General features: G+C 64.0%; 26 protein-coding genes and 1 pseudogene. 17 read left to right on the top strand and 10 right to left on the bottom strand.

From position 1 onward, the window contains the following. Positions 1-47: 47 nt before the first annotated feature. The 5 genes and pseudogenes from ACQP2U_RS14325 to ACQP2U_RS14305 form a co-directional block, all read right to left on the bottom strand. Positions 48-479: a nuclear transport factor 2 family protein gene (locus ACQP2U_RS14325; protein ID WP_433715084.1), complete on the bottom strand. Its 432-nt coding sequence runs from the start codon at positions 477-479 to the stop codon at positions 48-50. Between the two features lie 91 nt (positions 480-570). After that, positions 571-759: a ferredoxin gene (locus ACQP2U_RS14320; protein ID WP_433715083.1), complete on the bottom strand. Its 189-nt coding sequence runs from the start codon at positions 757-759 to the stop codon at positions 571-573. Positions 760-1,050: 291 nt separating this feature from the next. Then, positions 1,051-1,254 (bottom strand): cold-shock protein, encoded by a 204-nt coding sequence (locus ACQP2U_RS14315; RefSeq protein WP_397034509.1) that lies wholly within the window; start codon positions 1,252-1,254, stop codon positions 1,051-1,053. 374 nt (positions 1,255-1,628) lie between these two features. Beyond that, positions 1,629-1,676 (bottom strand): annotated as a pseudogene (locus tag ACQP2U_RS14310) (hypothetical protein); the annotation flags it as partial. Beyond that, the gene (locus tag ACQP2U_RS14305; RefSeq protein ID WP_433715082.1) at positions 1,667-2,317 is read right to left on the bottom strand and encodes a hypothetical protein; all 651 of its coding nucleotides are present in this window, start codon (positions 2,315-2,317) and stop codon (positions 1,667-1,669) included. The pseudogene ACQP2U_RS14310 and the gene ACQP2U_RS14305, both read right to left, overlap by 10 nt. A gap of 283 nt (positions 2,318-2,600) precedes the next feature. Between ACQP2U_RS14305 and ACQP2U_RS14300 the strand changes: the two genes are divergently transcribed. The 5 genes from ACQP2U_RS14300 (at position 2,601) to ACQP2U_RS14280 (ending at position 6,444) form a co-directional block, all read left to right on the top strand. Beyond that, a complete protein-coding gene (locus ACQP2U_RS14300) occupies positions 2,601-4,034 on the top strand; it encodes an aminobutyraldehyde dehydrogenase (protein ID WP_433715081.1) in 1,434 nt (477 codons plus the stop codon). Positions 4,035-4,478: 444 nt separating this feature from the next. Next, positions 4,479-4,991 (top strand): hypothetical protein, encoded by a 513-nt coding sequence (locus tag ACQP2U_RS14295; RefSeq protein ID WP_397034514.1) that lies wholly within the window; start codon positions 4,479-4,481, stop codon positions 4,989-4,991. Between the two features lie 93 nt (positions 4,992-5,084). Beyond that, positions 5,085-5,396: a DUF3467 domain-containing protein gene (locus ACQP2U_RS14290; RefSeq protein WP_397034515.1), complete on the top strand. Its 312-nt coding sequence runs from the start codon at positions 5,085-5,087 to the stop codon at positions 5,394-5,396. Between the two features lie 18 nt (positions 5,397-5,414). Continuing rightward, complete coding sequence (locus ACQP2U_RS14285) at positions 5,415-5,573, top strand: hypothetical protein (RefSeq protein ID WP_433715080.1); 159 nt, start codon at positions 5,415-5,417, stop codon at positions 5,571-5,573. A gap of 364 nt (positions 5,574-5,937) precedes the next feature. Then, positions 5,938-6,444: a flavin reductase family protein gene (locus ACQP2U_RS14280; protein WP_433715079.1), complete on the top strand. Its 507-nt coding sequence runs from the start codon at positions 5,938-5,940 to the stop codon at positions 6,442-6,444. A 226-nt stretch (positions 6,445-6,670) separates the two neighbouring features. Here the strand turns inward: ACQP2U_RS14280 and ACQP2U_RS14275 are convergent, their stop codons facing one another. The 4 genes from ACQP2U_RS14275 to ACQP2U_RS14260 all read right to left on the bottom strand — a co-directional run bounded on the left by ACQP2U_RS14275 (position 6,671) and on the right by ACQP2U_RS14260 (position 10,300). Further along, on the bottom strand, positions 6,671-7,621 hold the full coding sequence (locus ACQP2U_RS14275) for a DUF5996 family protein (RefSeq protein WP_433715078.1): 951 nt from the start codon (positions 7,619-7,621) through the stop codon (positions 6,671-6,673). Positions 7,622-7,842: 221 nt separating this feature from the next. After that, positions 7,843-8,178, bottom strand: a complete 336-nt coding sequence (locus ACQP2U_RS14270; protein ID WP_433715077.1) for a calmodulin — start codon at positions 8,176-8,178, stop codon at positions 7,843-7,845. Positions 8,179-8,341: 163 nt separating this feature from the next. After that, positions 8,342-9,373 carry a MauE/DoxX family redox-associated membrane protein gene (locus ACQP2U_RS14265; RefSeq protein WP_433715076.1) on the bottom strand — a complete coding sequence of 344 codons (1,032 nt, stop codon included), beginning with the start codon at positions 9,371-9,373 and terminating at the stop codon, positions 8,342-8,344. A gap of 327 nt (positions 9,374-9,700) precedes the next feature. Then, positions 9,701-10,300, bottom strand: coding sequence for a TetR/AcrR family transcriptional regulator (locus ACQP2U_RS14260; RefSeq protein WP_433715075.1), 600 nt, complete (start codon positions 10,298-10,300; stop codon positions 9,701-9,703). A gap of 94 nt (positions 10,301-10,394) precedes the next feature. Between ACQP2U_RS14260 and ACQP2U_RS14255 the strand changes: the two genes are divergently transcribed. From ACQP2U_RS14255 to ACQP2U_RS14210, 10 genes are all read left to right on the top strand, one after another. Continuing rightward, positions 10,395-11,297, top strand: coding sequence for an alpha/beta fold hydrolase (locus ACQP2U_RS14255; protein WP_433715074.1), 903 nt, complete (start codon positions 10,395-10,397; stop codon positions 11,295-11,297). Positions 11,298-11,387: 90 nt separating this feature from the next. Next, complete coding sequence (locus ACQP2U_RS14250; protein WP_433715073.1) at positions 11,388-12,212, top strand: SDR family oxidoreductase; 825 nt, start codon at positions 11,388-11,390, stop codon at positions 12,210-12,212. 447 nt (positions 12,213-12,659) lie between these two features. Then, positions 12,660-13,559 (top strand): formylglycine-generating enzyme family protein, encoded by a 900-nt coding sequence (locus ACQP2U_RS14245; protein ID WP_433716467.1) that lies wholly within the window; start codon positions 12,660-12,662, stop codon positions 13,557-13,559. Between the two features lie 168 nt (positions 13,560-13,727). Beyond that, positions 13,728-13,961, top strand: a complete 234-nt coding sequence (locus ACQP2U_RS14240; protein ID WP_433715072.1) for a hypothetical protein — start codon at positions 13,728-13,730, stop codon at positions 13,959-13,961. 305 nt (positions 13,962-14,266) lie between these two features. Next, on the top strand, positions 14,267-14,545 hold the full coding sequence (locus ACQP2U_RS14235; RefSeq protein ID WP_433715071.1) for a hypothetical protein: 279 nt from the start codon (positions 14,267-14,269) through the stop codon (positions 14,543-14,545). Positions 14,546-14,833: 288 nt separating this feature from the next. Next, positions 14,834-15,409 (top strand): AAA family ATPase, encoded by a 576-nt coding sequence (locus ACQP2U_RS14230; RefSeq protein ID WP_433715070.1) that lies wholly within the window; start codon positions 14,834-14,836, stop codon positions 15,407-15,409. Positions 15,410-15,695: 286 nt separating this feature from the next. Continuing rightward, positions 15,696-15,986 (top strand): hypothetical protein, encoded by a 291-nt coding sequence (locus ACQP2U_RS14225; protein ID WP_433715069.1) that lies wholly within the window; start codon positions 15,696-15,698, stop codon positions 15,984-15,986. A 670-nt stretch (positions 15,987-16,656) separates the two neighbouring features. After that, a complete protein-coding gene (locus ACQP2U_RS14220) occupies positions 16,657-17,046 on the top strand; it encodes a DUF2267 domain-containing protein (RefSeq protein ID WP_397034543.1) in 390 nt (129 codons plus the stop codon). Positions 17,047-17,279: 233 nt separating this feature from the next. Beyond that, a complete protein-coding gene (locus ACQP2U_RS14215; RefSeq protein WP_433715068.1) occupies positions 17,280-18,071 on the top strand; it encodes a GAF domain-containing protein in 792 nt (263 codons plus the stop codon). 5 nt (positions 18,072-18,076) lie between these two features. Further along, positions 18,077-18,859 (top strand): hypothetical protein, encoded by a 783-nt coding sequence (locus ACQP2U_RS14210; RefSeq protein ID WP_433715067.1) that lies wholly within the window; start codon positions 18,077-18,079, stop codon positions 18,857-18,859. A gap of 2 nt (positions 18,860-18,861) precedes the next feature. Here the strand turns inward: ACQP2U_RS14210 and ACQP2U_RS14205 are convergent, their stop codons facing one another. Further along, positions 18,862-19,548, bottom strand: coding sequence for a PAS and ANTAR domain-containing protein (locus ACQP2U_RS14205; RefSeq protein WP_433715066.1), 687 nt, complete (start codon positions 19,546-19,548; stop codon positions 18,862-18,864). 242 nt (positions 19,549-19,790) lie between these two features. On the opposite strand from ACQP2U_RS14205, the gene ACQP2U_RS14200 reads away from it, so the two are divergent. Next, the gene (locus tag ACQP2U_RS14200) at positions 19,791-19,976 is read left to right on the top strand and encodes a DUF2795 domain-containing protein (protein WP_397034546.1); all 186 of its coding nucleotides are present in this window, start codon (positions 19,791-19,793) and stop codon (positions 19,974-19,976) included. A 242-nt stretch (positions 19,977-20,218) separates the two neighbouring features. Next, positions 20,219-20,494, top strand: a complete 276-nt coding sequence (locus tag ACQP2U_RS14195; RefSeq protein ID WP_433715065.1) for a hypothetical protein — start codon at positions 20,219-20,221, stop codon at positions 20,492-20,494. The last annotated feature ends 12 nt before the right edge of the window (positions 20,495-20,506 follow it).

The raw sequence follows: 20,506 nt of genomic DNA, 5'->3' as shown, positions 1-20,506 counted from the left end.
TCACGCGGTCAGCGCGCCGCTCGCTCCTGATCGGTCACTCAGGGAACTTATGGCAGCACGACGTTGGGATTACCGTCAGTCCAGGTGCTCAACAACAACCGGGATGCGATCCGCCAGCCGGACTCGGTGCGACGTAGCAGATCCTGATAGCGACCGGCCGCGAGGAAGCGTTCACCGCCGCGCTGGTGCTGGGCCAGGTAGTAGCAACTGTGGTGGGCCTCGTCTCCGGTGATCGTCACGACATGGTTGGTGACGAAATGTTGAGTGGCATCGAGCCTTTCGATCCCCGCTCGCACTCGTGCGAGGATCTGGGCAGGGCCGGTGCACCGCTGTTCGGCCGACGAGTAATCCCAGACGGCGTCTGGCATGAACAGACTCTCGAAAAGCGGCCAGTCGCGACTATCGAGGGCGGTGGAGTATGCGGTCACGATGTCGACGACCGCGATCCGGTCGGCGAGCAGCTCTGTGGCGGTGGTCATCTGCGTTCCTGATCGGTAATGGTGGTAGGGATTTCGAGACCGGGGTCGCAGCGAGCGCATTCGTCCGCCATCCTCGACATCATGCTGTGCCTCAGCTCGTTTCGATTGCGTGCTCGGGGCAGGCCTGGGCAGCGGATTCGACCGCCTCGCTGAATTCGTCTGGTACGTCCGACATCTGGACCTGGGCATAGCCGTCGTCGTTGATGGCGAACACCTGCGGGCACAGACCGGTGCAGACGCCATGGCCCCGGCAACGATCCGAGTCGACGGAGACCTTCATCGGGCACTCCCTTCACTACATAACTGCTGGGGCAACTCGATTCGGCCGTGCGGGGACGAAGGTCGGCGCGCCGCTCGTCGCTCCCTTGCACACTGCGGTCCGCGGACTTCGCAGTCCACTCAGTTCAGTCACTTCGCGAACCGAGAGAATCTTACTCTCAATCATGGCAACGATATTCTCGTGATGTAAGAACGTCAACCGGTCAGGTGGCCAGCAGCGCCGCGTTCATTGCCCCGGAACACGCAACAGCCCCGCACCCTGAGGGTGCGGGGCTGTACCGAGCCACGTCGATCAGATAGCGCGGACTTCCTGGGCCTGCGGGCCCTTCTGTCCTTGTCCGACCTCGAACTCCACGCGCTGTCCTTCTTCGAGGGACTTGAATCCCGAGCCGGATACGGCGGAGTAGTGCACGAAGACGTCAGGGCCGCCACCGTCCTGCGCGATAAAACCGAAGCCCTTTTCGGCGTTGAACCACTTCACACTGCCTTGAGTCATTGCTTTACTTCATTCTTTTCTGTAGATGAGCCAAGCGGATCACGTCGATAAGCCTGATCTCACCCGACAATCGTCCCACGGATTTACGGCGGAAACGGATAATGTGATCCAGCCAACCCTCAGCGCCGCGGTACGGTCACTGACGCGACCATCCCAATGGCGCGCCGGCGAAGAGCCTGAGCATCGGCACCCCAACCAAGCGCTGGACGTACTGCAGCACTTCATCACCACGGCCCGATTCCAGCGGCGGTGATCGCGCGGACGTCGTCGCGGGGTTCGACCAGACCGTAAGTGGCACGGTCGATCCCGGTGAATTCTTCCTTGCCGGGCATGCCCACCAGCCGGCCGGTGGTGTCATAGGTCCACGCGTGGTCCGGATAAGTGAAGCGCTTCGCCGTTCTCCGGTTGCTGGCTAGCGCGATCCCCCGATGGGTTGGTCTGGCACCGTCACTTCGCCAGCGCTGTCGAAGCAGAACCAATGCCAGTCACCATTCAGGTGATGGAATGCGTCTGACGCGCCAGAGGCGTCGGTAAGCTGGGCAAATCCTCCGCCCCCGCTCGAGCAGTTGCCCGTCATGGGGCTGGTTCTGAAGTAGATACCCCAGGCGTAGTGGTCCGCACTGTCGATGCGGTAGAGCCCGAGCCGGTGACCTTCGAACGTCCGCGGATCGACACCGTCGCGCACCTGCCGTGCGGCATCGTCGAAGCTGTGCGACGAGAACTGCCAGCGCACAGCGATCGGTAGGTCTGCGCTCCACGCAGCCACCGTGAACGCCACCACCAGCGCAGGCGCAAGCAAGGGACTGAGCTCGGGTACCCGAAGCCGCCGGGTTACGACTACCCGAGTCAGGTAGCCGATGATCACGCAGAACAACCCGAACGACGCGCTGATCAAGAAAAACCACAACAGCAACGACTCGGCACTGTCCGGGACGCTTGCCCGGACGAGTGCCCCCAGGCAAGACACAACCGTGCAGGCGAGCAACAGGTACCAGGCGAGTTGTGACCGGAGTCGTCGCTTCTCCTGTCGACCGGGAAGGTTGTCGGACTGCGCCGTGCTCATGCCGGAAGCGTAGCCTCCGAGCCGGTTTCAATCCCTGGACCAGGCGGCGAAGCCCTGCCCATACAGCGTCAAAGTGATGTCGAAACCCGCCTGCCCGAATCACCGTTGGAGCCGTCATGTGACGCGAGATCAGCCGAAAACGCTCGAAGAGCTCCAGCTGAATAGCGGCCGCATCGTGACCGAACGAGCGGATCTTGTCGGGACGCTACGAGAGCATAGACAAGGCGGGTGAACGTTCCACGTCAGAGAGTTGTCGACTGAACAGAGCAATCGAGGAGGCGTCATGGTTGTGGTCCAGAACTTCATCGACGGTAAGCTCGTCGACTCGGTCGGCGGTGCGACGATGGCCCTCGTCGACCCGGCCACCGGCGATCAGTACGGCACCGCCCCGGTGTCCACCGAACAGGACATCGACAACGCGTACGCAGCGGCGGCCAGGGCGTTCTGCGACTGGAAGCGCACAACGCCGTCGGACCGCCAGAAGGCGCTGCTGGCTTTCGCCGACGAGGTGGAGAACGCGGCCGACGCGCTCGTTGCCGCGGAGGGACGCAACACCGGCAAGCCGAACCACGTCACCTCGGCCGTGGAGATCCCGCAGATGCTGGACCAGATCCGGTTCTTCGCGGGGGCGTCGCGGGTGCTCGAGGGCAAGTCGGCCTGCGAGTACCTGGCGGGCCATACATCGTGGATCCGTCGGGAGCCGATCGGCGTTATCGGACAGGTGACGCCGTGGAACTACCCGATGATGATGGCAATCTGGAAGTTCGTTCCCGCGATCGCGGCGGGAAACACCGTGGTGATCAAGCCGAGCGACACCACCCCGGTGACCACGGTGATGCTGGCCGAACTGGCCGCCGAGCACCTGCCACAAGGCGTGCTCAATGTGGTAGCCGGTGACCGGGTGACCGGTGCGGCGGTGGTCGCGCATCCGACCCCGCAGATGGTATCGATCACCGGTTCGTTGGCCGCAGGCCGTGCGGTCGCCGAGTCGGCCGGAGCCCACCTCAAGCGCACGCATCTGGAGTTGGGCGGCAAAGCGCCGGTAATCGTGTTCCCCGACGCTGATATAGCCGCTACCGCTGCGGGCATCACTGCCTCGGGCTATTTCAACGCCGGGCAGGATTGCACGGCGGCCACCCGGGTGCTCGGCCACGCGTCGGTGGCCGAAGATCTGACTGCGGCGCTGGCCGAGCAGGCCGACAATGCCACAACGACATTCGGCAAGGCCACCGGTGACGAGAATGCCTGGGTACCACCGGTCAATAACGCCAACCAACTACAGCGGGTGCTCGGCCTCCTCGATGAGGTGCCCGATCACGCTTCGGTCGTGACCGGTGGGCACCGGCAGGGCGACCACGGGTATTACGTCGAGCCGACGGTCATCGGCGGGCTGCGGCAGGCCGACCGGCTGAGCCAGAACGAGATATTCGGACCAGTGATCACCGTGCAGTCGTTCACCGACGAAGACGATGCGATCCGGTGGGCCAACGGCGTCGAGTACGGGCTGGCGTCCTCGGTGTGGACCAAGGATCTGTCCAGGGCGCTCCGCGTGTCGGCCGCACTCGACTTCGGTTGCGTCTGGATCAACACCCACACCGCGCTGATCGCCGAGATGCCGCACGGCGGGTTCAAGTCGTCCGGGCACGGCAAGGACCTGTCGATGTACGGGCTGGAGGACTACACCCGCGTCAAGCATGTGATGGCCAAGATCGACTAGCTGAGTACCAAGTCCCCCTTCGCAATTCGAGCGATGACTCGATCACGAAAGTGGGACGGGCCGAATGACGCACCGGCGGGCATCGACAGCTCCTTTTGCTACCGCCGACTGCCAGTGACCGACTGTCCCGAATGCGGTTCAGCGATGCGACGCATCGACATGCCAGACAGATAACCACATCGTCGCTGACTGAGAGTGTCGGCAGCTTGGCATGACACCAATCATCCTGACTGAGCGCGTCGATCAGCAGTGAAGCGATACTTGATCGGCGATGTTGCCTGGTAGCAGAGCCACGAATGCAACCACGACGGGATCGACCCAGCGTGTTTCAGCGCCGTTTCCGAATGATTGCGATGAAGTTGCTGACAGGGGGTTGGTCTTCAGACACAATGAGTTCGGTCAATCGAGTCCGTCCACTCAACCAACTCTTGGAGGGAAGCTCATATGGCTCAGGAAACCAGCACTGACACCAAGCGTGGCGACATCATGGATATGCAGAACCTTCGGGACATCGAGATGGTGCTGCGGCTCCAGATCGATGAGGCGCGGCAGGAAGCTCAAAGCGCTCGTCAGTACGCCCAGCAGGCACAGAACCTTGCTCGGCAGGCGCAACACCAGACCCGTCAAGTCCAGCACCAGGCGCAGATCGCCCAGCACGAGGCCAACCAGGCCAATCAGCAGGCCCAACAGGCCCGCCAACAAGCCCAGCAGGCGCAGAATCAGGCTCAGCAGGCCCAAGGCGAGGCCGATCGGGCGCAGAGCCAGGCCCAGCAGGCACAGGGCGAGGCCAACCAGTCCAACCAGCGTGCTCAGTCGGCACAGGATCAGGCCGAGCAGGCCAGCCAGTTGGCCCAGCAGGCCGAGGATCAGGCCACCCGTACCCAGGACCGGTCCGGGCAGTGGGAAATGCAGCTGCATCACCTTCGCGAGCAGGCACGCCAGGCGCAGTTCCGCTAGCCACCGATCTGCTGTCGACGAATGACGTGTCGACGAAAGGGGCCACCGCCCAGCGAGGAGCTCCTTTCGTCGACCGGTGAAAGGTGACCGCGGATGAACGAACCGACTCTGCCGCCCCCGAACGACGTCGAGGTGATCGTGCCGGAGGTGATGAGCGCCGGTGTCTACTCCAACGGGTTCACCTGCTGGTACAACCGCACCGACTTCACCCTCGACTTCCTCGTATATCTGCCGACCGATCAGGGCGTCGACGACGATGGTCGGCCGGTGATGCGTCAACCGGCTCGAGTGGTGTCGAGGGTGAAGTTCCCGCCGGCGATGATCTTCCGGCTGATGCAGATCCTGAACGACAGCATGAGCAACTATGAACACCAGTTCGGCCCGATTACCCACCTCGGAGAATAACCGGACAGGACGAACACGATGCTCCTATCCAGTCCCATCATCATCCTCGCGAGCCCGCGCGACCGGGCGGTCATGATCGATTCCGCCATCCGCTACCGGCCGGACAAGATCGAGGGCCACCGCTACCGCATCACCGCCATCACGCCAGAACGGGCAGACCAACCCGCCTTCGAATGAGCGCACCGAGAGCGCTCGGTATGCGGCGACGTGCTCTTCATTTCTCCATGAGAGCCGGTCCGCGGATCAGGACAGCAGCTGCACGATTCTGGTGGTGCAGAAGCCGGTGATGTTCAGGTCCGACAGGCGTTCGCGACATTTCACCCAACGCATTCGCCGTATCGGATCGGCGGCGCGGTTCGCTGGCTTCACCACCGGCACGCTCGAACCTGGACAGTCGCGCACCATCGGCATTAGGTGCCACAACGGGCTTTGCACTGGATCCAGCACGGACGGCAACCCGAGATCGGACCCCTCACCCTTCATGTCGGGCGCGGGTAGACAGTTGCGGTCGAAGTCGATAGCGGTCTGATATACACAAACGATGTCGGATGCTGCGGTACACGGTCCCAGCGCGTTCAAGTCGATGGTGGCCTTGGCCGATGCGCCGGTGTTCATCGTGACGGTCGCGGTCGGGGATGAGCGCAGCGGTTGTCTGGTGGGGTTCGCGTCACAGGTCAGTATCGATCCGGCACGGTTTCTGGTCTGTTTGTCGAAGAACAACCGCACATACCGGACCGCGATGGGAGCCGCATATGTGTCGGTGCACCTCGTCGATCGAGACAACCTTGCGCTTGCGCAACTGTTCGGTGCGGAGACCGGCGACGATATCGATAAATTCAGCCGGTGCCGATGGCGGGTCGGCCCGAACGGAGTGCCTGTGCTGGTAGACGCGGTCGCCTGGTTTTCCGGAACGATCCAGGCTCGCAACGACTTCGGTGACCATGTGGGTTTGGTCTTGGCCCCTGAAGCTGGATACGCACCCGGTCGAACGGTTGATGCGGTGCGGTGGAGCTCCGTCGCCGACCTGGAGCCGGGCCACCCGGCTTAACAGCCACGTACAGCATCGGCTTACCAGGGTTTCGCCCACCGGTGGTCCAAGGGCTGGTCGAGCTGATGCGCGAGGACGGCACGACCGTTCCTGGTGGCTGTGCGCATGTGCGTCGGCACAAGAACGGCCCTGCTTCCGCCACGGCTACATGGCGGTTGTTACGCCACTGACGTGGCTGGCGTCACGCATCGAGGCGCGGTTGCCCGACTCCTGGATTCGGTGTTCGCTATTTCTGGGCCCACCGGTGCGGATCGCATTCGAGTGCTGCCCGATCCCATTTGCCGCGTTCGGCGGCCGCTCGATAGGTGGTGTGCAGGAATTCCAGAAGGGTTCGTTCCGGATCCGCGGCGGTGCGTACCGCCTCGTAGGGCAGCAGAAACTGGCCGTTGTCGGCGCTGTAGAAAGCGTGCCGAGGACCGACCGGATAGTCGGCGAAGCCGTCGGGTTCTGGATAGGCGTAGGCATAGAAGGCACCTTCGTCACCACCACCCGGCCAGAAGCCGCAGCTACTCAACTCGTGGGAGTAGCCCTCTACCATCACCCAATCACCGCAGTTGGGTGCGCCGCCAGGGTGCTTCGGCGCCCTGCGGCCGGAGAACCTGGTACAGGCCAGATCCATGGCGCCCCAGAAGAAGTGCACCGGGCTCACCTTGCCGATGAAATACGAGCGAAACTCGCTCATTACTCGATGGGCCGCGACGAGTTGGCGCCAGAACAGATGCACGGCGTCGCGATCATAAGAAGCATGCCCGTAGTCGTCGGCGAACGGGATCGCAGGATCGATCTCGTTGGGCTTCGCCTGAATCTGTGCCGCAATGCCGAGTTCGTCGAGCGCACCTATCGTTTCGGCATAGAAATCCGCGACCGACTTGGGTTCGAGCGCGACCTGACGGGCGTCGCCATCACTGGCTCGTATGTGCAGCCGGTGCTCATTGAAGTCGAACTCGATGTCGAAAACGCCGGCCTCGTACGGTATCGCGGAGGTGGTCAAACCCCGCGGGCTGACGTAGAGGGTGACCTGCCACCAGTGGTTGATCATCGGCGCATGCGCGAGCCGAATCTTGCCGATGATCTGGGTCCACAGGTGCAGCGTGTCGCGAGTAGCGGTCCACTCATCGACCCGCAACCGCGGCCAGTGGCGCGACGACGCCGTCTCCGTGCGAGTGGTCTCGGCCATCCGACCTCCTCGGTCCGTCCGTCGGTTTCGGTGCGGTCCTGAGTAAGGCTCAGACGATCGCAGCCTCCAGCATCGGAAACGATTTCGAACTCTGCACGATCCTTCCCCGCTCGCATGTGGCGTTCGACGAGCGGCCAGACCGAATGGGGGCACGAGCTACAGAAACCCGCGGACCCCGGCCGAGAGCGCTCGGCCGGGGTCCGCCGCAGATGGCGTCGCGATCAGCGGATCTCTCGGGTGAGCCGAGAAGACCACGGACACCAGAAGCAACCCGGCAGGAAAGCGCCGCAAGCCTCGTCCAGATGGTCCTCGAGGTAGGAGATAGACGAGTCACAGACCTCGATCGCCATGGTGAAGAAGGTGATCGTGTCCGGGTCGAGGTGGAAGCTCCAACCCGGGTTGTAGTCGGCTTCCTGTTTCCTGATACGTCCCATGACATGGATCGACATCTGCTCCTCGCCGGACAGAATCCGACGCGCTTCCTCGATGCGCTGCTCGTTATTGAGCCGGATGATGAATTCCTTGCCGGAGTAATCGGTGAATGCGAAGTCCGCCATGACATCTCCCTGCCAAAAGTGGTGGATGGGGGTCGCGCGCGGTTCTGCATCGATGCACTCAGCATCGTATCGACGGAAGAGCACTGCTGTATACGAAAATCTCTGTGCGACAAACAATTTCGACTGGCAGCCGGTTTTCGACGTAGCTAACCTGATCGAGGGGTCAGTTCCGAGCCTGGTTAGCGGCGTGGTGGCCGTTGCTTCGAGAGGAAAGCTGGGCTCGGCTCGATTTCCCGGCGAGAATCAACTCACGGATCGCGATAGCGCCCCGTGCGACGGGCGCGGCGACCCGCCCTTCCGCATCGATCAGCACAGCCGACGGTGTACCGCGGACGCGATATCGCAGTGCCGCCTCGTTGCCCTGCTGCACCAGCGACGGGATCTCGCCCAGACCCTGTTCGGCACTCCAAACGGCCTGCTCATCGGCATCACCGTTCCCGACGACGACCATGGTCATGGCCGTGCGCGCCCGCCACCGCGGCAGCTCACGGGCCAGCGCGGCGCACATCTCACAGCCCGGGTGCACGAACACCAGCAACACTGCCCGGCCCTCCGAGAGCAGGTCCGCCAGGTTCGTGCGGGCGCCCGCGACGTCGAGCAACTCGAACTCCGGCGCGACCGAGCCGACCGGCAAGCCCTCGGCCCCCAGCGTTGAGAGCGCCTGCTCGTCCAGCCGACGCCGCAGCACACCGACCTGGCCGATCAGCCACCCGAGGATTCCGCATAGCAGCGCACCGAGCGCGAGCCCGGTCGCGGCATCGACAGCCAGTCCGGCGGGCACCGAGGGACGGGCCAGCGCGCCCCACAGGACCAACGCCGCGAGCACCATCAGCACACCGTTGCGCACGATGGCGCGCGCGCCGATCGGCGTCGTACTCGCCGCGCCGAAGCATGAGCAGGAGGGACGCTTGCCGCGTCGCAACAAGCCGACCATGACCACCGTGAAGACCATCAGCAGAAGCAGCGCACCGACCGCCGCCGCGACGGCCGTCCACGACAGAACGACGCCGACCGCCACCACCGCCTCGGTGACCGGCAGCCCCCACGCCACGGCGGGCACCCACCGCACCGGCACCTCGAACTCCCCCACCGCCCGCCGCGTACCGGCGCGATCGGCCAGTTTCCCCCAGGCCGACAGCCCGAACACCACGGCGAGCGCCAACCGCGTAACCCACACCCCGTATTCGATCAGCATGGGCCGCACCCTCCCACATCCGCGGTTATTCGAATTCGGACTCGCCGGAAGAGTATTCGAGGTGTTGCGAAGGTCTACTCTTTTCCAGGCCGGTCGGGGGATGCACGCCAGGCTGTACAACCGATCGCGGGCCGCTGACGATCGTCGAGCCAGCTGCCGTCCGCGATGGCCGGTGGCGATACCTGATCCGCGCCCTATCCCGCACTGAGATCACCCTTCCGATCCGTCGATGGGTGGCCTACTTTTCGAGGAGCGCCGACATCTCCCCCGCATGCCTCGAATCCAGGCGGTGGACATGGGTCGTGGTCGGGAACGGAGCAGCTGAGCTCAGCGGTTTGTTGCTTGGCTGATGAGAGCTTGCGCCGCTCCGCGGGCATGCGCCCAGGGCGCCGGATCGTCCAGGGAGGTGGACAATGCGGCGGCACCCTCGTACAGGACAGCGAGCTGCTCGCCCAGCAGCTGGGGGTCTGCCGCGCCGGCTTGTCGGGCCAACTCGGTGAGGCCGTCGATGTAGTTTCGCTTGTGCGCGTGGACGATGGCTTGAACACCAGGCATGGTCTCGGCCGCCTCAACCGCGGCGTTGTGGAACGGGCAGCCACGCATCGGCGCATCGGCGGCATCCGGGCTGTCGAACAACGCGAGCAGCCGCGAACGCGGATCCGAATCGGACTCCCCCGACGGCATGTCCGTGATGTCACCCACCGCTTGCCGCAGCATGCGCAGATACTCCTCCACCAACGCGGTCTTGCTCGGAAAGTGTTGGTAGAGAGTTCTTTTCGACACGGATGCTTTGGTCGCGATCAGTTCGACACCTGTGGCGTTGATGCCCTCGTTGTAGAACAGGTCGGCAGCTGCCTGCAGGATGCGCTGACGTGCACCACGCCCTCCCCGACGGGTCGGTTCCTGAGTATCGGTCAGCGTAGTCATGAAGCAAGTATACCGATCTGTTTACAAGTGATGCGATATGGGAGTACCGTTGCCTTCGCAAGGTACACCAATCGGTTTACATCAGGAGGAAGTCATGACAGACCGGCGATCCACTCAGCGTGTTCCCGACCGTCATCAGCAGGGGCAGAGTATTCGTGTGGGCGGCACGTCGTATGCGGATGCGCCGACCAAATCCGTGCAGGTCGGCGCAACGCGGTTCGCCTATCGCGAGCTTGGACCAGGTACCGGCGTACCAGTGATCTTCTTGAATCACTTGGGTGCGAATCTGGACAACTGGGACCCCAGGGTGGTCGACGGCATCGCATCCAAGCATCGCGTGATCACCTTCGACAACCGCGGCGTCGGCGCGTCAGAAGGCACAACACCGAACTCGGTCGAGGCGATGGCACGGGATGCTGTCGACTTCATCCACGCGCTCGGCTTCGACCGGGTCGACATTCTGGGATTCTCGCTAGGAGGCTTCGTAGCGCAGGTGATCGCTCGCGATGAGCCCGAACTCGTGCGAAAGCTGATCCTCGCGGGGACGGGTCCGGCGGGAGGCGAAGGCATCGTCAACGTGACCTCGGTGACCTACCGTGACACATTCAAGGCGCTGGCCACTTTCAAGGATCCGAAAGAGAACCTGTTCTTCACCAGAACCGCACACGGCAAGTCGGAGGCTCGTGCGTTCGTGAAACGGCTGAAGGAACGCAGCGTCGACCGCGACAAGGCAATCGCACTGCGCGCATTCCGCACTCAGCTGAAGGCGATCCACACGTGGGGCGCGCAGGAGCCATTCGACCTCAGCCGTATCCAGCACCCCGTTCTCGTAGCCAACGGTGAGGACGATCGGATGGTGCCGACCAGCAATTCGTTCGACTTGCAACGTCGTCTGCCGAACGCGAAACTCCGCATCTACGTGGACGCGGGACATGGCGGGATCTTTCAGTATCACGAAAGGTTCGTCGCAGAGGCGCTCGATTTCCTGGCGTCATGAGCCTGGGCAGCACGCGATCGATAGTGCATAGATCCTTGGGGCCCGAGCGGCCTGACCATTCGACGTTCGACGACAAGAGTAGGAAAACGGATGCCTTCTGTATTGATTACCGGCACCAGCAGGGGGATCGGGCTGGCGATCACCGAACACATGAGCCGACGAGGTTGGCAGGTGTATGCCACGGCTCGATCCGATGCCGCCCTCGAAAGTCTCGATCGCTTACCCAATGTGCACGCGATCGGTCTCGACATCACCGACAGGTCCGCCATCGCTACGCTTGCCGATCGACTCCCCGCTGAACTGAACGGCGTTGTCAACAATGCCGGCATTATCGTGAACGGACCGGTGGAGGGGTTGTCCCTCGATGAGTTGTCACGGCAACTCGAGGTCAACGTGACAGCCCAGATCGCAGTCACGCAGGCGGTGCTGCCGAAAATACGTGAAGCACATGGACGGGTGGTGTTCATGTCATCGGTCAGCGGGTTGATCACCACGCCGGGTAGCGGCGCCTACAGCGCATCGAAGTATGCGGTCGAGTCCTTGGCCGATGCACTGCGGATGGAGCTGCGCCCGTGGCGGATCCCCGTCTCGCTCATCGAGCCCGGGCCCACCCGTACCGACATGTGGGGCAGCATGCTCAACGAGCACGACCGCATGACCGCGAAACTGAGCGACGAGCATCGCGAACTGTACGCATCACACCTTGCTGGGACTCGAAAGCTATTGGGTCGCATGCAAAAGCTCGCGGGCGATCCGCAGAAGGTCGTCAAGGCCGTCGACCACGCGCTGACATCCAAACACCCGAAGCGTCGGTACCTGTGCGACAACGTCAGTCGGGTGCAGAAGTTCGTTGTCGCGATAACCCCTACGGCCGTCAACGACGCGACCCTGTCAGCGGCCACCACGTCGAAGTGAGTCCTTGCCGGTTGCCCGGAACCCCCGAGCCGCCCGAGCACGGGGATTTCGCGGTGCCCAGATTGCCGGCGGATGATGTGATGCCGCCATGGACCGAATCCTCGCTCGGGCTGTCGGAATTCTGCCTATGACTGACCAGGAATCGCGGAAGGGGCATCACCCGCTTGTGGGGGGACACGCGGCCACATTACGCCGCCGGCGTGGCGAAAACCGCGACAATGACCGAGAGTTCACCCCCGCCGGATGAGGAATGCCGTTGCGGTGGTCACATTCGGATCGCAGACCTGGACTTTCGTCGGCGCTGGAAAGTGGGACGGTATGAGTGGATCGGCGAATCAGCTGGAGCACGGTGATGAGCGTCCGGATTCGAACCGCGGAGCCGACCCCAGCGCCGGCAAATCGCCGTTCAGTCCTCCCCGGCCATCGGCACCGGGCGGGCAAGAGCAGATGGTCTGGATCGAGGGTGGCACTTTCACCATGGGTTCGGATAGCCACTACCCCGAGGAGGCACCTGCGCACCGGGTGACGGTCGCCGGATTCTGGATCGACCCGCGTCCGGTGACGAATAGGGAATTCGTTCTGTTCGTCTCCCGCACCCGCTACCTCACTGTCGCCGAGCGCGTACCGACGGCCGCCGATTATCCCGACGCCGATCCGACCCGGCTGGTCGCCGGGTCATCGGTGTTCATCAAGCCGGATCGTCCGGTGCGCCTCGATCGGCCCTATCAGTGGTGGCATTGGGTTCCCGGCGCGGATTGGCGACATCCACAAGGCCCGGGCACCTCCATACGGAAGCGGCCCGACCACCCGGTGGTGCACATAGCCTGGGACGACGTCGCGGCATACGCCGACTGGGCAGGTAAAGAGGTACCGACGGAAGCCGAGTGGGAATATGCCTGCCGTGGCGGCCTCGACGGCGCCGAATTCGCCTGGGGTGACGAATTCGAGCCGGGCAATACGGCGATGGCGAACACTTGGCATGGTGTTTTCCCACACCACAACACAGGGGATGACCGATACGAAGGAACCTCGCCTGTCGGATCCTTCCCGCCGAACGGATACGGCCTATCGGACATGGTCGGCAACGTGTGGGAGTGGACCCAGGACTGGTACACCGCCCACCAGGGCCAAGAGCATGCCTGCTGCGTCCCCGTCGATCCGCGGGGCGGGACGGAAGAAGGTAGCCGCGACCACAGCCAGCCGCACATCGGACGCCGCGTGATCAAGGGCGGCTCGCACCTGTGCGCCCCGAACTATTGCCAGCGGTACCGCCCCGCGGCCCGAATGGCCCAGGCTGTCGACACATCGACCTCACATCTGGGATTCCGGTTGATCGCTCGACAGTGAATCGACCTGGATCAACGGACCGAGGCCCACGTTCAGTCGAGTACGCACCCGACGTCCCGGCCAATCGCATCGGCGCGCGCTTCCGCGAGGAGCGCCACGATCCGATGGTGCCGACGCCCGGCACCTGACCCCGACAACTGCACATGCACCCAATGAAGGGAGAGCGCTGTGCCAGCGCATCGCCGCACCTACCTGGTCCGGCTCGATCCACTCATCCTCGGCGACAGCGCAACTCCGCACGGGGTTCGGGAGCAGTTCTTCGACCGGCTGGAAACCACCGACGCCGAAGTCGTCCAACTCAAAGGCGCCGACCGCGTCGTTATTTCCTGCTCAGACGAGGTCGCCGACCAGATCAGAGACCTCGGGTACGTCTTGGACGTTGAGCCATACACTCCTGGCTAGGAGACAAGCGGCCCGATGGCATCAGCATCCATCGGGGTCGTCGAAACGCTTGTCCCTCGATCTCGAACCGGACATCGTAGTGATCGGTACTCGCCGCACGGTGCTGGATCACAAACCGCGGCTCGCTCTGGGAACCGCGGCTATCACCGACCCACCGCACCGAATCGCAAACCACTGTCGCGCTTCGCCAGGGCGGTCACCGCCGTGTCGCTGTCGTTCGAACCACCAGCGGTCCAGCTGTGGTCAGGAGACAGGAGTTCCGAGATGAACCCGTATCGGGAGCGCGGGGTCTACTGTGTGCGTGTATGGCCACCAGGGAGGTCACCGTAACGGTGAGCGTGGAAGAGACCGAGTGGGCCGAGTTGTGTGATGCGGCCGTGTGCGCGGGCATGAGCGTGCCCGACTACCTCGCCCGCAGCGCACGATTGGTCGCGCTTCAGCCCCGCGCGGCGCGGCCGCTGCGAGTACCCCGTGACGGCCCACCGCGGGCCTCCTCGCAGGACGACGACAGCGAAACCGCTGCGTGGACCGAGAGCTTCTCCCAGCGTCTGCACCACCGGGCCGACCAATTCCGCGACGACTAGGCCGACAAGACGTAGTAGAGCTGGTCTTCGCGGTATCCGCCTTCATGTCGATATCGCTGATGTCGTCGACGAATTCGACGGCGAGGAGCCACTTGACCATCGGCACGGACTGATCACCCAACGGCGGCACCGCCGCCCGATCGGCAGATCAGGCTCTGGGTGCGCTGGTGAACGAGCAGCCGGTCGTCCTCATGATCACCCGCAGTCAGCGCGGTGATCTACTGATGGCGCGCCCTTCGTGCCTTACTTGCGCGGTGCGGCAGCAGGCGCCAGGCGGACAATGGGGGTATGGCCTCGCCAGTCCTGACCGTAGTGACCGGTCGACCGGGTACCGGGAAAACGACCCTGGCGCACAGCCTCGCACGCGAGCTCGGCTGCCCGGCGATCATCCACGACGAAGTCACCCAGGGGATGGCCCTTGCCGACTCACCAACCCGGACCGCAGGCCTCGGACCAGCCTTCGAACGGCCCGCATTGACCACTTTCTTCGACATCATCACCGTCTTAGCGCAAGCTGGAGTCACCGCCGTGGCCGAGGCGGCGCTGCCGGGCGAGCTGTGGCACCCCCGTCTCGAGGCGATCATGGAGGTCGCCGAGGTTCGCGTATTGCGCTGCACGGCACCGACTTCGATCATCCGGGAGCGGATCAAACAGCGTATAGAAACCAACCCGAACCGGCGCGCCCGAAGCGACGAGCTCCTGGGGTCGGTCGACACCGACAGCACATCCGAAGCAGTATTCGACCCTGCCGTCGGTGAACTGCCCACGCTGACCGTGGACACCACGCACGGCTACCAGCCCGGACTCGTGGCCATCACCCGATTCGCGACCCGGCCAGATCCCAGCGAAGCCCTCGAGACCTGAACGCTCAACCGGGCCGGATGGTCAGCCAGAAGCGCAACCTCGCAGGTGGTGATCATTTCCGGCAGGATTTGCTGAGCGCAAGGCCAGCAGCCCCGCGCAGGAGCGGTCCCAGGTTGAATCGGTGAGTGGGGCACCACGCGATCTGCGACTATTACAGGGGACGTTCGCTCCACGAATCCCCTGAGAGTCCCTATCTCGAACTATGAGGAACGCTGGAAGGGGCATCTCGGCCAGGACCTCCACCCATCCAAGAAGGTGCTTCACGACAGCGGAAGGAACCAGACGGATGTTGATGCTTACCCCCACCGCGATCGAGGCCGTTCGTACTATCACCTCCGCCGGAGACGCGCCCACCGATGCCGGGCTGCGAATCTCCACGACCGACGGCGCCGAGACCCTGCAGATGGCAATCACCGCGGGTCCGGACGAACAAGATCAGGTCGTGACCGCCCAAGGAGCACGGGTCTTCCTGGACGAGCAGGCCGCTGCTTTCCTTGACGACAAGATCCTCGACACCGGGCAGGACTCGGACGGCCAAGGCGGTTTCGTCCTAACCCAGCAGGACCAGAGCCGATGAACCGACTCCGATGGCACACACCCGAAAACCAGCGTCTGAAACGATGACGCCGGGCGGACCGGCTTGGTGGGTTGCTTGTGGCAGAGGCGGGGCATCGACAACGCCCGGTGAGGCCCGGCGAGCCGGATCAACCTGCCGCAGCCGTCAGCGGTGCTGAAATTGCGCGCACCTGAAAGCGCCGCCGCTAACTCACGGCACACCTACAATAGGTTCGACCCGATGTGAACTCCGAGACACAGAGCGGGTCCCCCGAAGCCCGACGCGGCCGACACGGCCGCATCGAAGTGGTGAAGCCAGGGAACATCTCCCGGGCTTCACCCACCACTTCCATCTTGCCCACCATTCGGTCAGTTCGGGGCCACGTCGGCTGACACGAACCAAAGCGATAGCCATGTATTCGCTACGATTCGGCTCGATCTCCGGGATGCCGCATCGGCGGAACCAGCAAGCAGCCCTGTCGTCGCCGTTCGCTGTACACCGGAAGGGAACTCCGGACTTGGAGATCGACTCCCTCTGGGCAAACGTCACCAGCCTGGCATGGGAGCCAGGAATGAAGCGCACCGACGCAATGGCCCCGACCGGTGTACCGCGAGGGCGACCGCAGACGCACCGTGGACGTGGGGGCCTCTGTTCGAAATCTGTACGCATCCGATTCGGAACGGGAGGAATCATGAACGAAGACCAGTTGGTATCCGCGGTTCGCGGCACTGCGCAGATCGATAGTGTCGACGAGGGCGCTCGGGCGATCCGGGCTACCCTGCAGGTCCTGGGTCAGCGCATCACCGGCGGTGAGACCAAAGACCTCGCATCGCAGCTACCGAAGACCTTCGCCGAAGCCTTGCCGCGGACCGGCGCGGGCGAGCGCTTCGCGATCGACGAATTCTATCGACGGGTAGCAGCCGCTGAAGGCGCAGAACGCACCGAGCAGCAAGCCCGCAGGGATTCTCGTGCCGTCATGGCCGCGCTGAAGGTGGCGATGCCACATGAATTCGACCATATTGCAGCGCAATTGCCCGCTGACTACGACGACCTGCTCGGCACCGAACCCGTCCAGCACTGACGCCGACGGCGCCGGCCGGTAGGCCGAGGTGCGGCATTCGTCCTCCGGGGCCAGCGAACGACCACCCGGAGTCGGCCATTGTCGAATAGCTGAGTCGGCTCGCCCACCGCGGCCTCAGCGCCATTGCGGCAACACGCCACGGGCCGAGATGGGCGATCGCCACGCACCGGGCGCCTCGGGTGCAATTCGGATGGGTGGGCGTAACGTAGTTCGCGCAGCGAATGGAGGGCACCGTGGAAAATACGTCCGGCGCCCGGCCCGGAGACCCGCACGAGACCGCTCATCGTGCCGGTGCCCAGAGTGCTGGTCGGTCGTCGTTCAGTGGGATCAGCGCGGTCTGCTCGGCGGCGGTGCGGTTGACCGGAGCCGATGGTGCCGCTGTCGCGGTTCTGGGCGGTAATTCGCAGGCGAGGGAGTTGGTGTATGCCACCGACGCCATTGCACAACAGGTCGACGAACTCCAATTCGTAGTGGGCGAAGGGCCCTGCGTCGAGGCATATCGCAGTGATCAGCGCCAAATCTGGCCGGACCTGACCAGTACCGACGCCCTCAGGCGTTGGCCGGCGTTCACCGGCGAGGTGCTGGCATTGGGAGTGCGTGCCGTCTTCGCGTTTCCGGTTCCCGGCGTGCGCAAGTCGGTAGGGGTTCTGGAGTTGTATCGCGGCCTGCCGGGCGGGCTGGGCGGGGTCGAGCGGGATTCCGGCGACGCGTGCGCGGTAGCGGTAGGGCGTGCGCTGCGCGCCGACTGGGATCGGCGCGTCGACGCCCTCGGTGGCGTCGACGAAGTCGTGGATGCTGTGGTAGCGCAAGGCGGCATCGACGGCGTGGACGATGAATTCTCGCGGGCGGTGGTGTTCAACGCTGTGGGAATGGTCGCGGTGCAGCTGGCGGTTCCGACGGACCAGGGATTGGCCCGCTTGCGCGCGTACTGCTACGCCGAAGGCAGAGCGATCAGCGATGTGGCCGCCGATATCGTGGCGCGCAGGCTTTCTTTGCGCGACCAGCGTGATAGCGGCGAAGGGTAGGGGCGATGGACACCGTGCAGACCCGGTTGGCGGTCGCGGAGCTGACCGCAGCCCTGACTACTGATTTCGATGTGCCGACGTTGTTGCATTCGGTGGCTCGTCACGCCCAGGAGTGCTTCGAGGCGGTATCGGCGGTGGTGATCCTTCTGGATCGACGTCAGGCGCCCGAGCCGGGGATTCGGATCGTGGCCGAGGCGATGCGCGAGGGCACCATCGCCGATCCCCGCCTGCATGTCACCGGTCCAGGTATGTCGAGTGCTCGTGATGGTGTGGTGGCCATGATCGCAGACCTCGAAGCTGCGGAAGGCCTCGATTCGCGATGGCCGTCCTACCGCGTCCGGGCGAGGAAATCAGGGCTGCGCTCGGTGCGGGCGTTTCCGGTAACGGCGTTGACGGTGCCGTTGGGGTCGGTAGTGGTACACGCCGATGAGCCATGGGGAGTGCAGCGGCCCAACGATTTCGGACAGGTCCTGGCCGACCTCACCGCGATCGCCTTGTCGATGGGCAGGCTCAACGGCAGACTCGCCGCGACCGATGAAACGGTGGAAGCGGTACTGCACGGATCGACGGTGATCGCGACCGCGATCGGTATCCTCGCCGAGTACTTCGACCTGGATCTCGACAACGCGCGGGCGCGGCTGCTGCGGCTGGCGCGCGCTCACCAGGTCACTCCGACCGTGCATGCGGCTGCCATCGTCGACACGCACAACAGCTCACCCGCCGATCTGGGCGCCGCGGCGGCGTTGCACCTTCCGCCTGACCTCGCGCCGCCGACACACATCCACTGAACTCACCCGACTGCGTCGGGGTCGATGCCATTGTGCAAGGTCAGCAGCACATGGTCGAGCCGGGACCGCAGTTTGACGTCGTTTCCGCCCATGTTCGACAACTCGGCGACCACTCGTTGCGCGACCGTGCGCAGCTTGATGTTGGTTTCCTGCGAGCGCCAACGCAGCACCTGGAACGCTTGTTCTGCGCTGATGCCGTAGGCGAGCATCAAGGCGCCTTTGGCCTGTTCGATGACCGCCCGAGCGTCGACCAGCTGAGGTAGGACGTCATCGAGAACTTCTTGCCGGTAATCGTCCACGGCGTCCGACAGGTCGATGTAGTAACCCTGAGTCCCGGTCACAGCACCGTCCTCGTCGACCATGGGCTCGGACAGCACCAGCACCTCACGCACTCGCCCGGACGTGTCGATGATGCGGTGACGACTGGTAAATGCACCCCCGTCCTCGACCGAGACGATCAGCGCCTCGACGCGGTCGCGGTCCTCGGGATGCTTGTGCGACAGCAACAATGTGGTGGTCGGCTCGATATCGGCGGGGTGGCCGTGCATCTGCGCGACCTCCGCCGACCACTCCCACCGCCGAGTACCGAACCAGTACCGAAACCTGCCCACCTTCAGCGGATCCCCGACCCCGACCACCCGCTCGACGAGATCCTTCTCCACCTGTGACACTTCACTACGCTCGGTCATACTCCGAGTATTCACCCCCACCGGGGCTCAGCGAGTGTCCCGGCCGCCTCGATGTGGAATCCGGCGTCATGGCGGCACGCTGCTGATTCAGGTTTCTCCGAAGTCCGAAGACCTCGAGCTGCGGACGACTACCCCGGGGCTCGTGACCAGCCATACGAAAGGATCGATCAAGGGGTTTGGGCTACCCAGTGGGTGGTAGTGCCCCGATGTCCGCTGTCTCGGATCATCGGAGAAGAGCAAAGATGAGCCAGGTCAGTCCCATTCAGGTGCAGAAGTATTTGGCCGGGGTCGATTATCCGTGCGATCGTGGCGGAATCTTGTCTGCCGCCAAGAACAATGGTGCGGACAAGGAAATCCTCGATGCGCTCGAGGCGATACCCGACCGGACTTACAACGGCCCGAACGCGGTCAGTCAAGCCGTCTCCTAGACCTCGATAGGCGTCCCACGGGTCGGTTACCGGATTCGTCGAACAGGACCGCGATGCGGTCCTCGTCGAGCTGGCCAAGGTGACCGCCGCCGAGATCGCCGCCCGCTTCGCCGCCGACCAGACCAGCGAATGACACCCGAACCCCTTACCAGAGGAAGGGCCCACAGAGTCCCAGACTGCGAAACCCTTGTGATCAAGCTGATTTCATCTAGCCGTTCGGGAACAGGCGTGCACGCAGACGGGTGCAACAGCTGGCGTTCTACGAGCAGGTGCCGTCCTATCGCCGGGTCATCGAACTCGAAGGCGCCTCACGGGCAGCGGAACTGGCGCTCATCGGCGACGAGGAAACCATCGCCGCCGGAATCCAGCGCTACTACGACGCAGGCGCCACCGAGGTCGTGCTGACCACCACGGAGCTGGCCGGTCCGGACGATCAGCACCGCACCTGGGCGCTGGCCGGGGCACTCGCGGCCGACCGGGCCGACTCCTCGGCGGCCGCAGCCCTACCCGCGAAGTAGCATCGCGCGCCG

It is taken from the genome of Nocardia sp. CA-084685 (assembly GCF_050955785.1).
Classification (GTDB): domain Bacteria; phylum Actinomycetota; class Actinomycetes; order Mycobacteriales; family Mycobacteriaceae; genus Nocardia.
This window is presented reverse-complemented; position numbering and strand designations above follow the sequence as displayed.

Excerpts from the sequence above, each read along its gene's own strand:
- ACQP2U_RS14285 (WP_433715080.1), top strand. The coding sequence starts at position 5,415 with ATGCTCCTATCCAGTCCCATCATCATCCTCGCGAGCCCGCGCGACCGG.
- ACQP2U_RS14305 (WP_433715082.1), bottom strand. The coding sequence starts at position 2,317 with ATGAGCACGGCGCAGTCCGACAACCTTCCCGGTCGACAGGAGAAGCGA.
- ACQP2U_RS14320 (WP_433715083.1), bottom strand. The coding sequence starts at position 759 with ATGAAGGTCTCCGTCGACTCGGATCGTTGCCGGGGCCATGGCGTCTGC.
- ACQP2U_RS14315 (WP_397034509.1), bottom strand. The coding sequence starts at position 1,254 with ATGACTCAAGGCAGTGTGAAGTGGTTCAACGCCGAAAAGGGCTTCGGT.
- ACQP2U_RS14290 (WP_397034515.1), top strand. The coding sequence starts at position 5,085 with ATGAACGAACCGACTCTGCCGCCCCCGAACGACGTCGAGGTGATCGTG.
- ACQP2U_RS14245 (WP_433716467.1), top strand. The coding sequence starts at position 12,660 with ATGGTCTGGATCGAGGGTGGCACTTTCACCATGGGTTCGGATAGCCAC.
- ACQP2U_RS14210 (WP_433715067.1), top strand. The coding sequence starts at position 18,077 with ATGGACACCGTGCAGACCCGGTTGGCGGTCGCGGAGCTGACCGCAGCC.
- ACQP2U_RS14265 (WP_433715076.1), bottom strand. The coding sequence starts at position 9,373 with ATGCTGATCGAATACGGGGTGTGGGTTACGCGGTTGGCGCTCGCCGTG.
- ACQP2U_RS14235 (WP_433715071.1), top strand. The coding sequence starts at position 14,267 with ATGGCCACCAGGGAGGTCACCGTAACGGTGAGCGTGGAAGAGACCGAG.
- ACQP2U_RS14260 (WP_433715075.1), bottom strand. The coding sequence starts at position 10,300 with ATGACTACGCTGACCGATACTCAGGAACCGACCCGTCGGGGAGGGCGT.
- ACQP2U_RS14250 (WP_433715073.1), top strand. The coding sequence starts at position 11,388 with ATGCCTTCTGTATTGATTACCGGCACCAGCAGGGGGATCGGGCTGGCG.
- ACQP2U_RS14230 (WP_433715070.1), top strand. The coding sequence starts at position 14,834 with ATGGCCTCGCCAGTCCTGACCGTAGTGACCGGTCGACCGGGTACCGGG.
- ACQP2U_RS14325 (WP_433715084.1), bottom strand. The coding sequence starts at position 479 with ATGACCACCGCCACAGAGCTGCTCGCCGACCGGATCGCGGTCGTCGAC.
- ACQP2U_RS14270 (WP_433715077.1), bottom strand. The coding sequence starts at position 8,178 with ATGGCGGACTTCGCATTCACCGATTACTCCGGCAAGGAATTCATCATC.
- ACQP2U_RS14200 (WP_397034546.1), top strand. The coding sequence starts at position 19,791 with ATGAGCCAGGTCAGTCCCATTCAGGTGCAGAAGTATTTGGCCGGGGTC.
- ACQP2U_RS14255 (WP_433715074.1), top strand. The coding sequence starts at position 10,395 with ATGACAGACCGGCGATCCACTCAGCGTGTTCCCGACCGTCATCAGCAG.
- ACQP2U_RS14300 (WP_433715081.1), top strand. The coding sequence starts at position 2,601 with ATGGTTGTGGTCCAGAACTTCATCGACGGTAAGCTCGTCGACTCGGTC.
- ACQP2U_RS14275 (WP_433715078.1), bottom strand. The coding sequence starts at position 7,621 with ATGGCCGAGACCACTCGCACGGAGACGGCGTCGTCGCGCCACTGGCCG.
- ACQP2U_RS14225 (WP_433715069.1), top strand. The coding sequence starts at position 15,696 with ATGTTGATGCTTACCCCCACCGCGATCGAGGCCGTTCGTACTATCACC.
- ACQP2U_RS14220 (WP_397034543.1), top strand. The coding sequence starts at position 16,657 with ATGAACGAAGACCAGTTGGTATCCGCGGTTCGCGGCACTGCGCAGATC.
- ACQP2U_RS14205 (WP_433715066.1), bottom strand. The coding sequence starts at position 19,548 with ATGACCGAGCGTAGTGAAGTGTCACAGGTGGAGAAGGATCTCGTCGAG.
- ACQP2U_RS14295 (WP_397034514.1), top strand. The coding sequence starts at position 4,479 with ATGGCTCAGGAAACCAGCACTGACACCAAGCGTGGCGACATCATGGAT.
- ACQP2U_RS14280 (WP_433715079.1), top strand. The coding sequence starts at position 5,938 with ATGTCGGATGCTGCGGTACACGGTCCCAGCGCGTTCAAGTCGATGGTG.